Here is a 14344-nt window from a genome sequence, read left to right on the forward strand (position 1 = left end):
ATTTTATATAATTGCAGTATCTTTCAAAGTGGCACGGTTTGACCGAAACACGTGGCACCATCACTCCGAAATAGCCAGCTTCATCCTTTTCTAAAATATTACCTATTTCACTTAAGGATTCTTCATCTCTATAAACACCATTCCTATCATTCCACACTAACCACTCTATTAAATCCTCACGACACCAAGAATTCAATTCAACTTTAAGGCTATTAGGACTTAAGTCCATTATTTTGTAATTTGGATGTCTGAGCTTTTCTTCTTCTAGTGCATTAAAAGCCATATAATATAGTTTTAAGATTTCACTCCTAAAGATAGCAAAATTAAACATTAATTGACTGATTATATTACACTTATAAACTGTAAATCTAACTAATCTGAAGAGAAATTTCCTATCCTATAATATGATGACTAAATTTTAGAAGGTGAGCTCAAAGATTATAAAGGAGCAAAACCTATGAGCATAAATTGGGAACTTCAAGAACCAATGCCTCATTATTTATGGAAAGATGCGGCTAAACTTTCAGTTGGATAATTGCATTATAATGATGTCCATTAACTACCTCCCCACCCCAAATAAATGTTAATAACCTCAATCCCCTTTCAAAAATCCCACCTCAAATAAGGATGGAAACACCAAAACCTACCAAATCCTTAAGATTTTGATTTTGAGGGGTTCGCCCTACGCAAACGGTCTAAAACTGTTAAAAAGCATTCCAAAAACTGAAAGAATCTGAGCCACAGTAATTTTATCAACAAAATTCGGTGCATACTATTTGGTAATCACATAGATTATCGTAAATTTGCAAACTCTTTTTATGAGAGGAATGTTTAACCAGTTGCGCTTATGGCGTGACTTATAAAAATTAATTAGTGTGAATACATTAAGCTACAAAACGATTTCAGCTAACAAAGCTACTGTTGATAAGCAGTGGGTTTTGGTTGACGCTGAAGGGCAAACACTAGGTCGTTTAGCTTCTAAAGTTGCAAAACTTTTAAGAGGCAAACACAAACCTAACTTCACACCACATGTTGATTGCGGAGATAACGTCATTGTTATCAACTCTGAAAAAATCAACTTAACAGGAAACAAGTGGAACGATAAAACTTACATTCGTCACACAGGATATCCAGGTGGTCAAAAAAGTTTATCTGCTATGGAGCTATTCGGAAAAGATCCGGCTAGAGTAGTAGAAAAATCAGTAAAAGGGATGCTCCCTAAAAACAAATTAGGTGCAGATTTATTCCGCAACCTAAACGTTGTTGTAGGTGCTGAGCACACACATGCTGCTCAAAAACCTAAAACAATTAACTTAAACGAATTCAAGTAATGGAAGTAATTCACAAAATTGGCCGTAGAAAGACGGCTGTTGCTCGCGCTTATGTGTCTCAAGGTTCTGGGAACATAACAATTAATAAAAAAGACATGGCGGTCTATTTTCCTACTGCTACTTTGCAGTACAAGGTAAACCAACCTTTAGTCATGACTAACAATGAAAGCAACTTTGATATTACAGTAAATGTATATGGAGGTGGTATTACTGGTCAGGCAGAAGCAATCCGTTTAGCTATTTCTCGCGCAATGTGTGAGGTTGATGCTGATAACAGAGGCATTCTGAAACCAGAAGGATTGTTGACTAGAGACCCAAGAATGGTTGAACGTAAGAAATTCGGTCAGAAGAAAGCTCGTAAGAAATTTCAATTCTCTAAGCGTTAATCTTATTACCAACTCGATTGGAAATATGTTCAACTATATTTCCAATCAAGTTTTTTAAAAACAAAATTTAACCCAGTTAATGTTGTCTATCACACCGCGGTGTGAGGGTTTAGTTTAGCATCTAAATGGTAAAGGCGCGCAAAATGCAACCACTTTATCATTGCTAATTCAACAGAACGTAAACTATTACAAAATGGAAAAAGTAGAAGTAAAAGAATTACTTGAAGCAGGTGTACACTTTGGTCACTTGACAAGAAAATGGGATCCAAACATGGCTCCTTACATTTATATGGAGCGTAATGGCATCCATATCATCAATCTTTACAAAACAGCTGCTAAAATTGAGGAAACTTCAGAAGCCCTTAAAAAAATTGCAGCTTCAGGAAAGAAAATTTTATTTGTAGCTACAAAAAAACAAGCTAAAGACATCGTTGCTGAAAAAGCAGGTGCTGTAACTATGCCTTACATCACTGAAAGATGGCCAGGTGGAATGTTAACTAACTTTATTACTATCAGAAAAGCGGTTAAGAAAATGGCTTCTATTGATAGAATGAAAAAAGATGGTACATTCTTAACATTGTCTAAGAAAGAACGTTTACAAGTTGACCGTTTAAGAGCTAAGTTAGAGAAAAACTTAGGTTCAATTTCTGACATGACCCGTTTGCCAGGTGCTTTATTTGTAGTGGACATTAAACGTGAACACATTGCTATTAGAGAAGCCCAGAAATTAAACATTCCAATCTTTGCAATGGTGGATACGAATTCTGATCCACGTCAAGTAGACTACGTAATTCCTGCGAATGACGATGCTTCAAAATCTATTGACAAAGTTTTATCTATCGTAACTTCTGCAATTGCAGACGGTTTATCTGAGCGTAAATCAGACAAAACTGATAAAGATGATACGACTGTAGAGAAAACTGAAAAGAAAGCAGCTACTAAGAAAGTTGCCGCTGACGAAGAAGAATAATTAAATATTATACAATATCTTAAAGTCGTTTGTTTCTTTTCTTTGCTGAAAATAAATCGAACGACTTTTTTTAATAAATACACTTAGAAATTATGACAAAAATAACAGCTGCAGACGTTAACAAATTAAGACAAGCTACAGGTGCAGGAATGATGGACTGTAAAAAAGCTTTGGTTGAAGCCGAAGGTGATTTTGATAAAGCAATTGATGTATTGCGTAAAAAAGGTCAGAAAGTTGCTGAAAAAAGAGCGGACAGAGAATCTTCTGAAGGTGCTGCTGTTGCTAAATTGAACGATGACAACACTGTTGGTGTTGCTATTGTTGTTGGTTGTGAGACTGACTTTGTTGGTAAAAACGAGTCTTTCATCGCCCTAGCTAATGATATTGCTGATATTGCTCTTAACTGTACTACTAAAGAAGAAGTTTTAGCTTCTGATTTTGGTGGAATGACGGTTGCTGAGAAATTGATTGAGCAAACTGGTGTTATTGGTGAGAAAATTGATTTAAACGCTTTTGAAAGATTGGAAGCTCCTTATGTTGGTGCTTACGTTCATATCAATAAAATTGCTGCTTTAGTTGGTTTCTCTTCTAAAGTTGACAACGTTGAAACGTTAGCGAAAGATGTAGCTATGCAAGTAGCTTCTATGGGTGCTACTACATTATCTTACAAAGATTTTGATCCTGCATTCGTAGCATCAGAAACTGAAGCAAGAATTGCTGTTATTGAGAAAGACAATGAAGAATTAGTACGTTTAGGAAAAACGCTTAAAAATGTACCTAAATACATCTCTATGTCTCAATTAACTCCTGAAGTTTTAGCTCAAGCTGAAGAAGATGCGAAAGCTGAATTGAAAGCTGAAGGTAAACCAGAGCAAATCTGGGACAGAATCCTTCCTGGTAAAATGGAGCGTTTTATTGCTGACAACACAACGTTAGATCAAGAAAAATGTTTATTGGACCAAACGTTTATTAAAGACGAAAAGATGAATGTTGAGAAGTATGTTGCTTCTTACGGCGATGTTAAAGTTACTGACTTTAAACGTGTATCTTTAGGATAATCAACTCATTCCTGCGACGGCAGGAAACCTTTTAGGTTAAGCGCAAGCTAATCTTTTATTACAAAAGCCCCGACTTCATTCTTATTGAGGTAGGGGCTTTTTGTTTTGTATGCTTGTTTTGAACGATTGATAATACTAGAATGGATGGTGGATTGGTTTGCTGGAAGAAAACAGCAACTATGGCATTATCCTGGTAATTGTATAACGCCAACCCTTCCTAAGAGGATATAATTATCATAAAAAAAGCACAATCATAATAACGGTACTTATAAAATAATTATATTAATACGTATAATTAGAACCTGACATGGACGCAAAACTCACTTTAAAATTAAATCAAGAAATTATTAAAAAGGCAAAAATATATGCTTCAAATAAACAATTGAGCCTATCCCGTATTATCGAAGCTTACTTGCAATCTCTGGTTTCAGAAAAGATAACTTCTGATTTTGAAATCTCACCCTTTGTGAAAAGCATTTCTACAGGCACTAAAACACCAAGTAACTTGGATTATAAGGGAGCATACGGGGAACATCTGATGAAAAAATACAAATAAAAAAGCGGTTGTTTAGAGACACAACTGTCATGTTGGATTTCTTGGGTGAACGGGAACCCTTTTATGATGCAATCGCTAAAATTGCCACATTAGCGGATACAAACTGACTATTGTTGTTTCTCCAATTTCGTTTGCCACAGTAAATTACTTTATTTCAAAATTTGAAAGTCCAAAAATTGCCAGAGAAAAACTTCGTAAGTTTAAAATATTGAGTGAAGTATGTTCACTTGACGAACAAACTATTGAAAAAGGACTCAATTCATCAATAAAGGATTTTGAAGATGCGCTACAATATTTCAGCGCCACCGAATCAGATTGTGAAATCATCATTACTCGGAATGGAAAAGATTTCAAAAAATCGCTTCTGCCGGTGATGACTGCCGACGAATTCTTAAAAAGTTTGATTAAGAATTAACTTGTAGTATTAAGGAAATAGATTTGTTCATGGAAAACAATAACAATCGCTTTACCCTGATAATGGCGCATACGTAACGATAATCGACAATTAGTTTAGTTTAATCATACCTACGCCGCCTTCCCCTCAATCTGACCTGTTTTAAACCGTTTTAGAAAGCTTCTCTCCGCCAATTGATATTGGGCTTCAAAAGATATAGCACAAGCAATCACATCGCTTATAAACCTTTTTATACATGCTCAATTAGGAACGACTCCCCATTCTATTGTCATCATTTCTAAATCCTCTTCTTTATCGGTATATCACCCAGCAATCGCGAAGCTCCCCAAAGTTAAAAATGCGCCATTTCAACGCTTCAAATAATTCTATCACTCAAGTATTCCTAAGCATCATTAAGTGTCTTGTAAACCTCTTAAAAATGCTTGAAAAACGACCTTTGATCAACTTTTAGAGCCGCTTTAATCTTCGTGGCAGCAAAATCGGCCGTCTATAAAAATTTCAAAATAGTGCATAAAAAAAACGTCCATCAAATTGATGGACGCTTTCTACTTTATAATAACCTCCTAAGAGTGTTATATATATTTAAAACTTTGCTTAGAAGTTGTAACGTAAGCTAAAGTTCCAAGTTCTACCCCAACCGAAGTATCCTTGGTTACCATCAGCAACACCTTCGTAAACTCTGTTATTTGATACGTAAGTCCCTTTAGATGGATCACGTGGATCAACATTATCAGTTACCTGAATGTTAGATCTTAATTCAGAAAGATAAACTTCTCCAAATACGTTGTTCACGTTTAATCTCATCACTAAAGAATTAGTTTTCTCTTTACCTAAAAGCATTTTGTAAGAGATACCAGCATCCATAATGTCATAAGAAGGTAATTCTACGTTGTTTTTAACTGCACCAACATTAGCGTATAATTTATCATACATTCTATAGTCAGCATCAATAGAGAAACGCTCTAAGATTTCGTAGTCAAGACCTAAACCAACTGTAAATTGAGCAGCATCTCCAACTTTACCACCGTCAACATCTTGTGATTCTTTAGCCAACACAACACGGTTGTCGTTTCTTGTAGTTGTTACTGCGTCACCAACATATTCCCAGTTACCAAAAGAAGCGAATCCTTTAATATCTAATTTTTCAAATGGTTTTGCAACAACATCCAACTCAATACCTTGGTGTAATTGTTCAACACTTTCGTTAGTGATAAATACTTCAGTTCCTGCAGGAACAACAGTTCCTTCATAATCAGTATCTCTTGTTAAGATTCTTGAAGAACTTGTTACTCTATCTTTCCAAGACGTTCTGTAAGCGTTTAAGTTTGCAGTAAAGAATTGGCTCTTAAATGCATAACCAGCTTCCAATCCTAAGATTTTCTCATTCTCAGTTAATGGGTTTACTTGGTTAGTAAAGTTCAAGTAAATGTTATCGTGGTATGGTTGACGAGAGTAGTAACCAGCGTTTACGTAGATAGAGTTATCTTCGTTAAGTAATACGCTACCTCCAGTTTTTAAGTTGTAACCAAAATTAGTTACTTTTTCAGCATCTTTAAACTGAGTTAAGTAATCAAAACGATCTTCACGCTCATGGCTTTGGTTAGATACAGATCCTTGGAAGAATGCTGAAAAACCATCATTAGCATACTCTACTTGAGTAAATGCACCACCGTAGTTGATTCTTTCGCTATAGTCATAGTTGATTCTTTGATCTTCAGCAGCAGTATTGAAAGTTGCGTACCATGGCTCGATTTTATAATTTGTATCGATATTTCTCAATACATTGTTAGCGTTATTTCTTTGGTGATCAGCACCTCTTAAGTTAACACTTTCTTGCCATCCGTCTAATCCTACAAAGTTAACTACTTGTCTGTAGTGTGTACCGTAGTAAGTTCTTAAATCGATACCTGCGTTTAACGTTAAGTTTTCAGCAAGTTCTGTTTCAAAGTTAGTTACGAAACCGTACCAGTTATGGTTGTTTGCAGATGCACGTAATAAATACCCGCCATCAGAAAAACTTCCAGTTCCAATGTTTCTATTGCTTGCAGCAATGGCATCATAGTCGATTAAACCAGTTTCAGAATCTTTAAGTTTGTAAGCACTTCTTCCGTAGTTACCTGTTCCACCACCACGGCCCCAAGAAGCGTATAGTACAGTAGATAATGAAGTGTTGTCATTGATTGACCAGTCCCAGTTTAAGTTAGCTACTGGTTTGTGGTAGTAGTTAGTTCTTTCACTTAAATACTGACCATCTAAATAACCGTAGTTATCGTTGAATTTTCTTCCACGTTGTAAATACGTTGCAATACTTTTTGAGAAGTTTTGATCGTGTTGTTGTGGTGCACCAGTAATCAAGAAGTTGAAGTTATGGTTGTCATTTGCTTTGTATCCAACAGATACGAAGTAGTTTTGACCTTCACCAAAAGTACCGTGGTTGTAACCATCACCTTGCCAGTGTGTCAACATTGCACTTACACCCCATCCTGATTCTGTCATTCCGCTGTTATAACCTACTGTAGATTTGAAGTAGTTGTCATTTGCAACACCAGTTTGGATAAATCCACCTTGTCTTCTATCAGTTGCTTTAGTTACAAAGTTAACTGTTCCACCAACAGATGAAATCGCTAATTTAGAAGAACCTAAACCACGCTGAATTTGAATTGCGCTAGCAATATCAGACATACCTGACCAGTTAGACCAGTACATTTTACCATCTTCCATTCCGTTGATTGGTTGCCCGTTCAATAAGAATGCAGTATTATCTTGCTCAAAACCACGAACAGAGATTCTTGAATCTCCAAATCCGCTTGATTGTCCTGCAACATATACAGAAGGTGTGTTCACCAACGTAGCAGTAACATCACTAGTACCAACTTTAGCTTGAATTTCAGAAGCTCTAATCGTAGAAACTGCGATTGGCGTTTTTCTGTCATCAGCTAAATCGATAAGACCAGAACCAACAATAACAACCTCATCTAATGAGTTATCTGTTAATAAGTTGATTGTTCCTAAGTCTTGACCACTTGTGAACGTAATAGTTTTTGAACCGAAACCTACGTAAGAAATTACTAAACTACCAGAACTTGCTTGCGTAGTTAAAGTGAACTCCCCATCAAAGTTTGTGGTGGTTCCGTTTGTTGTACCTTTTTCAACAACGTTGGCTCCTGGAAGTGGTGCGTTCATGTCCGCATCCATAATCTTCCCCTTTACCGTGCTTTGAGAAAAAGCTGCTGTAGCAAATAACATCGCAACAGACATCATTAAGAATTGAGTAAATTTTTTCATTTTTAACGTTTAAAAATTAGATTTTAAATTTCGCGCAAAATTACAGTATTATTATGATTTAATAATACGAAAAGGTTAAGAAATATTTAACACCACGAATTTAACAGATTTTAACATTAAAAACTTCGCTATCAGAATGAAGCTACACGAAAGTTCTTAACAGTTTTTACCTAAATTTCTTATAATATGACAACAAATTCATTGTAGAACTATCATGATTGATAATTTCATCATGTGTATCGAATTCATTTAAAATTTTGGTGGCAAGCTGCTTTCCGAGCTCCACTCCAAATTGGTCATAACTGTAAACGTTCCATATCACGCCTTGCACGAAGATTTTGTGCTCGTAAAGCGCTATCAATTTTCCTAAACTTTTAGGAGTCAATTGATTAATTAAAATAGTATTTGTTGGCTTATTGCCTTCAAAAACTTTAAAAGGTCTAAGTTGTTTAGCTACCGCTTCACTAACACCTTGATTTTCAAATTCCTTGTTAATAACTTCTTCTGATTTGCCATTTAAGAGCGCTTCAGTTTGCGCAATAAAGTTGGACATCAGCTTATCTTGATGATCGGCATTGCCATGTAATGACTTGGCAAAACCTATAAAATCAGCAGGAATCAATTTAGTACCTTGATGGATTAACTGAAAAAAGGCATGTTGTGAATTGGTTCCCGGCTCTCCCCAAACAATATTCCCCGTTTGGTAGGTTACCTTCCCCCCGTTTCTGTCCACACTTTTGCCATTACTTTCCATATTGGCTTGTTGCAGATAAGTCGCAAACTGGTTTAAATATTGCGAATACCCAATAACGGCTTCACTTTCAGATTCGAAAAAATTAGTGTACCAAATACCGATTAATGCCAGTACAACAGGAAGGTTTGTTTTAAGATCTTCTGTCTTAAAGTGCTCATCCATATCATGGGCACCTGCTAACAAAGCATCAAAATTGTCATAGCCTACCGCCAAACTAATGGATAAGCCTACTGCACTCCATAAGGAGAAACGTCCACCCACCCAATTCCACATTGGGAAAATATTGTTTTCGTCAATCCCGAAGTTTTTGACATTCTCTATATTGGTTGAAACGGCCACAAAATGCTTGGCAATATCAGCCTCTGAAGCCGATTTTAAAAACCATGCTTTAATGGTATTCGCGTTAGATAAGGTTTCTTGGGTCGTAAATGTTTTGGAAACTATGACAAATAATGTGGTTTCAGGATTTAGCTTTTTAAGCACCTCGTTCACATGATCGCCATCCACATTGCTCACAAAATGCGTCGTCAGTTGATTCTTGTAATACTGTAGCGCATCGACTACCATCGCCGGACCTAAATCAGACCCGCCAATACCAATATTTACAACATCTGTAAAGGCTTTATTGGTGTAGCCTTTTTTTGTACCATCAACCACACTTGCCGAAAAGTCTTTGATTTTTGCTTTTACCTCATGGATTTCAGGCATAATGTCCTGACCTTCTACCATGATTTTTGCAGACTTCGGACTTCTTAAAGCCGTGTGCAATACTTCCCTGCCTTCAGTTTCATTGATGACATCTCCTTGGAATTGTTTATCGATAGCCGACTTTAATTCCGTTTCTTCAGCCAACTCCAACAACAAGTCTAGGGTTTTGGCGTCCATTCTATTTTTAGAATAGTCCACATAAAAATCTTCCCACTGAATGGTCATGTCTGACGCACGATTTTCATTTTCAGAAAACCACTGGGTCATATGCACATCCTTGATACTTTTATAATGTTCTTGAAGTTTAGCCCAAGCTTTAGTATGTGTAGGGTTGATTTTAGGTAGCGCCATGTGTTATTTTTTTGTGATTGAATATCCCTGCTCTATCGTTGTTTCATTTTGATATTGATACGGGATTTTATCCAATTGTATTTTTAAAGGTTTGATGTAATCTTTGTACTTAACAACCAAATGGTTTGGAATCGATTCTGATGTTGGCAGTTTTTCCTTAAACGGATCTACTTGCTGTCCATTTTTCCAAAAACGATAGCATACGTGAGGGCCTCCAGTATTTCCTGTCATCCCAACATAGCCAATAACATCGCCTTGTTTTACATACTGCCCTTTTTTAACAGCTTGATTTCGCATATGTAGGTACTGCGTGCTGTACGTGTCACTGTGTTTAATTTTCACGTATTTCCCATTCCCCCCTTTTTGGGTCGATTCTACTACCGTTCCGTTGGCGGTGGCTAAAATTGGTGTCCCGATTGGCGCTGCAAAATCGGTTCCTTTATGAGGTCTTAATGCGTAACCGTAATAAGCTATACGTCTATTTAAATTGTAACGCGAAGAGATGCGACCAAAATTTACCGGCGCTTTTAAGAAGGCACGTTTTAAACTTTTAGCCTTATCATCAAAGAAATCGCCTTTTTTAGTGATAGAATCGGTTTCAAATTTAAAGGCATAAAAATCTTCCCCTTTATGTTGAAAATACGCCGCTTCAATCCCATCCAATCCTGCATAGATGGAATCTTCAATATAGCGTTGTTTGTAGATGATCTTAAATTTATCGCCTTTTTGAAGTTTCCAGAAGTTGATGGTCCAAGCATAAATATCGGCCATTTCACCAATCAAACTCTGTGGCAAGCCTTGGGCATCCATAGTCACCGACAAACTCCCGTTAATTTCACCGGAAGCCTCTTTGGTAACAATAGTGACCGGTTTTTTCTCTTTGTAGGTTACAATAGAATCCGCAAAGTGGATCACTACATAATCGACATTATTCTCCTGATAAATAAAACACTGCGGCGTTTGCAAACTGTCTTTAGAAAACAGCATGGTATAAGGCTTACCAATTTGAAGTTTACGGATATCGTACGAATCTTTCGCACTCTCCGCTATCTGATAAATTTTTGGATAGGTTAAATTATTACGCTGCAAAATGGTTCCGAAACTATCTCCAGAACGGATCGTGTCTCGTTTTACGATATAATCATTAAGATTAAATCCGAACTCTCTAATTTCAACAGGTTTTATATAGGCTTGAAAAGGTGTTTTATTAATTTCTTCCTCGTTTTTACACGACCACATCACCACTCCCAACAATAAGGCTACTACTACACTTTTTAGATACATTAACTACTACATTTTTTACAGGTCCGTCCCCCAATTTTCTAATTCATTTTCGCTCCAAAGTTCCGGAAAAAATATGCGTCTTTGGTATTTAGGATGCATATATTTTTTCCAATCGCTTCCGCCTGTGGCTTCCCCATCACCAGAACCGCTTTCTATATAATGCTTTGCGGCATTGTAATGTGCCATCACCCAAGTTACATTTACGGTATAATCATAATGACGCATCGCCTTTACCAATTCCTCATTTTTCTGATCGGCTTCAGGAAGCTCTTTAAATTTGGTCCATAAGTTTTTAGTATTATGGGCTTCCATAAATCTTAAAAACTCATCTTTATAGCGCTTTTCAAAATTGACCAGCAAAATAGATTTCTTTCCCGTTTGATAATCTTTCCCTGCGGCTTGCCAATACAAATGTTCAAACGCATGAGTGTACGAAGTATTGCGATCAATGTCTTTGCGGAAGCGATAATCTATCAAATTAATCAATTCTGTAGATGCAAATTCGATCAATCGGTATTGCGCACTCTGAAATCCGCTGGCAGGTGTTAAGGTGCTTCTAAACTTCATGTACTGTTCCACATCCATTCCTTCTCTCATGATATTGAAGGAGGTTGTCAACATATCAAAATACCTGCTGATGCGCATTAATTTCGATTCAAAAAACGCGGTGGTAATAGCATCATTTTCGGACACTTGTGATATTTCCCAAAGAATCATCTTAAACAACAGCTCATTGATTTGATGATATGCAATAAAGACCATCTCATCAGGAAGCGTGGTTCTCTGCACCTGTAAATTCAACAGCGCATCGGTTTGAATATAGTCCCAATACGTAATAGGCTTACTGTGGAGTAAGCCTTCTAAATACGTGTGGGTATCTTGGTTTATAGCAGCATATTTATCCTGCAGTTCCTTTAAAATAGGATCGAAATCTTGTGGGTTGGACATTAGTTTTTAAAATTGTACTTTAAATGAATGTTTTAAGCCTTTAAAAGCTTCTAAATCGGCTCTCAAAGAACCTACAGCCAAATCGGCTTGTATGCGTAATGGAATTTTATTGTCGTCAGCGCTGACCCATAAGGTCAAACTCTCTTTCTCTTTAAACACACGACCTGCCATTACATAAGGTCTGAATTTTAATGTTTTTATCGTTCCGAAGGCCGTATTAAGCTCTTCCCTGCCTAAAAATTTGAGTCGGAAATTATAATTTTCTTCATCAAAGAACATATTTAGGCTCACCACATCCCCTTCTTTAATAGAGTTGGTATTGTAGTTATTTCTGAGATAGTAAAACGCCGAGACCATATCTTGGACGTTCTTCTCGATGGAATAAGACGCTTTGGTCTTCTCCTTCTTGTTATTAACGTGGGCTAAACCCGCATTATGATCAAATTCAACTTCAAGATCTTTGGTGTGCCCGCCTTCATCAATATCCCTGATGAATTTATATGGCAAGCCCGTGTTTTTATCAAAATAGGATTCATAACGGTCTTTAACCTTAAAAAACCATTTGATGGCTCCCGAAGTCCAGCCTTTGCCTACCACATGGTAGACGTCCTTTCCATTCAATCGGGCTTCTTTGACTTCCAAAGTGGCATTACCTGCTTTCAGAAAGCCACTATAACTCATTTTGAATTTGAACCATTCACCTGCCTCAAAGGCATTTTTTTCCTGTTTTTGTTGAGCTGAGGCGCCGAGGACTACGAAGAATAACGCAATGATCAATGTAAATTTTTTCATATCTCTGAATAATTGTAAATATAACTTCTTATACGATGCTTTCGTATGTATCCTCAATAATTACAATTAGCGTTCCAAAAGTATTAAAACAAAAAAACTCCGTCAAATTAATGCGGAGTTTTTAAACCTTTAAAAAAGTTAAATATTTGTTAGCGTTTTAGTTATAGTGTGCCACGCAAAGCTTGCTCTCTTTCGATAGATTCGAAAAGCGCTTTAAAATTACCCGCACCAAAGCCTTTGGCTCCCATACGCTGAATGATTTCAAAAAACAAAGTCGGTCGATCTTCCACTGGTTTGGTAAAGATTTGCAACAAGTAGCCTTCCTCATCAGCATCAATCATGATGCCCAAGCTTTTTAATTTTTCAATGTCCTCACGCAATTCATGACTATAGGCTTCCAAACGTCCCGGAACAGCATTATAATACGCTTCTGGTGGTGTCGATAAAAATTCAACACCTCGAGATCGTAATTTAGACACCGTGGTAATAATATCATCCGTGGCTACTGCAATATGCTGCACACCTGGACTTTCATAAAAATCGAGGTACTCTTCAATCTGCGAACGTTTTTTACCTTCGGCAGGTTCATTGATCGGGAATTTGATACGGCCATTGCCGTTGCTCATTACCTTACTCATCAACGCCGAATATTCGGTATGGATTTGCTTATCATCAAAAGAGAGGAAGTTCACAAAGCCCATCACATCTTCATACCATTTGACCCAAGTGTTCATTTCGCCCCAACCAACATTACCAACCATATGGTCAATAAATTTCAAGCCTACAGGCTCCGGATTGTAATCAGATTTCCATTCTTTAAATCCTGGCATAAAGGTGCCATTATAATTTTTGCGTTCTACAAACATGTGGACGGTTTCGCCATAAGTGTAAATCCCGGCTCTCACCACTTCACCATGTTCATCCGTCTCCACGGTTGGTTCCATATATGATTTTGCACCGCGCTTGGTGGTTTCTTCATACGCACTGCGTGCATCTTCCACCCATAATGCTACCACTTTAACCCCATCACCATGTTTCACGATATGGTCGTTAATTGGCGATTTACTATTTAGAGGCGTGGTCAATACCAATCTGATTTTATCCTGTTTGAGCACATAACTCACCTCATCTCTCGATCCCGTTTCCAATCCTTTGTAGGCATAACTTTGAAATCCGAAAGCAGTTTTATAAAAGTGAGCTGCTTGCTTGGCGTTACCCACGTAAAATTCTACGTAATCTGTACCCAATAGTGGTAAAAAGTCTGATGCCCCTTCAAAAATTTTCTCTAGCCCGTATTCAACGGATTTTATGTCTTTACTCATAGTTTTCTTTTTAGATGAAAGAAAAAAGAACAGAGAATAGAGACTTTTACACTCTCTAATTTCTCGCACTCTAGTCTTTCCTTATTTATGTTTTGTTTTTTATGTTTTTCTTTCGGAAAAAAGAGAAGCGACTAGAAACTTTGTATTCTTATAATTTCCATCTCTTAGTCTTAACTGCTTAATA

The 14344-nt window shown here is 36.9% G+C and carries 13 protein-coding genes; 6 read left to right on the forward strand and 7 right to left on the reverse strand.

The features are described 5' to 3' along the window. A partial coding sequence (locus tag Q0947_RS05215) for a hypothetical protein (protein ID WP_299392935.1) occupies positions 1-283 on the reverse strand: 283 nt, incomplete at its 3' end. 592 nt (positions 284-875) lie between these two features. Here Q0947_RS05215 and rplM point away from each other — a divergent pair. The 6 genes from rplM (at position 876) to Q0947_RS05245 (ending at position 4716) form a co-directional block, all read left to right on the forward strand. Next, positions 876-1331 (forward strand): 50S ribosomal protein L13, encoded by a 456-nt coding sequence (rplM, locus tag Q0947_RS05220; RefSeq protein WP_299392939.1) that lies wholly within the window; start codon positions 876-878, stop codon positions 1329-1331. Beyond that, positions 1331-1717, forward strand: a complete 387-nt coding sequence (rpsI, locus tag Q0947_RS05225; protein ID WP_299392944.1) for a 30S ribosomal protein S9 — start codon at positions 1331-1333, stop codon at positions 1715-1717. Before rplM ends, rpsI begins: the two co-directional genes overlap by 1 nt. Positions 1718-1910: 193 nt before the next feature. After that, positions 1911-2687 carry a 30S ribosomal protein S2 gene (gene rpsB, locus Q0947_RS05230; RefSeq protein ID WP_299392948.1) on the forward strand — a complete coding sequence of 259 codons (777 nt, stop codon included), beginning with the start codon at positions 1911-1913 and terminating at the stop codon, positions 2685-2687. Positions 2688-2779: 92 nt separating this feature from the next. Next, positions 2780-3745, forward strand: coding sequence for a translation elongation factor Ts (gene tsf / locus Q0947_RS05235; protein WP_299392953.1), 966 nt, complete (start codon positions 2780-2782; stop codon positions 3743-3745). A 307-nt stretch (positions 3746-4052) separates the two neighbouring features. Next, complete coding sequence (locus Q0947_RS05240) at positions 4053-4301, forward strand: DUF6364 family protein (RefSeq protein ID WP_299392956.1); 249 nt, start codon at positions 4053-4055, stop codon at positions 4299-4301. A 151-nt stretch (positions 4302-4452) separates the two neighbouring features. Continuing rightward, positions 4453-4716, forward strand: a complete 264-nt coding sequence (locus tag Q0947_RS05245) for a hypothetical protein (protein ID WP_366915495.1) — start codon at positions 4453-4455, stop codon at positions 4714-4716. 594 nt (positions 4717-5310) lie between these two features. Here Q0947_RS05245 and Q0947_RS05250 read toward each other — a convergent pair. The 6 genes from Q0947_RS05250 to hppD all read right to left on the reverse strand — a co-directional run bounded on the left by Q0947_RS05250 (position 5311) and on the right by hppD (position 14160). Beyond that, positions 5311-8001 carry a carboxypeptidase-like regulatory domain-containing protein gene (locus tag Q0947_RS05250; protein WP_299392965.1) on the reverse strand — a complete coding sequence of 897 codons (2691 nt, stop codon included), beginning with the start codon at positions 7999-8001 and terminating at the stop codon, positions 5311-5313. Positions 8002-8167: 166 nt separating this feature from the next. Next, on the reverse strand, positions 8168-9814 hold the full coding sequence (pgi, locus tag Q0947_RS05255; protein WP_299392969.1) for a glucose-6-phosphate isomerase: 1647 nt from the start codon (positions 9812-9814) through the stop codon (positions 8168-8170). A gap of 3 nt (positions 9815-9817) precedes the next feature. Further along, positions 9818-11098: a peptidoglycan DD-metalloendopeptidase family protein gene (locus tag Q0947_RS05260; protein ID WP_299392972.1), complete on the reverse strand. Its 1281-nt coding sequence runs from the start codon at positions 11096-11098 to the stop codon at positions 9818-9820. A gap of 15 nt (positions 11099-11113) precedes the next feature. After that, the gene (locus Q0947_RS05265; protein WP_299392977.1) at positions 11114-12046 is read right to left on the reverse strand and encodes a tryptophan 2,3-dioxygenase family protein; all 933 of its coding nucleotides are present in this window, start codon (positions 12044-12046) and stop codon (positions 11114-11116) included. 6 nt (positions 12047-12052) lie between these two features. Continuing rightward, positions 12053-12838, reverse strand: coding sequence for a DUF3108 domain-containing protein (locus tag Q0947_RS05270; protein ID WP_299392981.1), 786 nt, complete (start codon positions 12836-12838; stop codon positions 12053-12055). Between the two features lie 161 nt (positions 12839-12999). Continuing rightward, entirely contained in the window at positions 13000-14160 is a 1161-nt protein-coding gene (gene hppD, locus Q0947_RS05275; protein WP_299392985.1) for a 4-hydroxyphenylpyruvate dioxygenase, read from the reverse strand. Positions 14161-14344: the final 184 nt, after the last annotated feature.

The organism is uncultured Gelidibacter sp. (genome assembly GCF_947500795.1).
Classification (GTDB): domain Bacteria; phylum Bacteroidota; class Bacteroidia; order Flavobacteriales; family Flavobacteriaceae; genus Gelidibacter.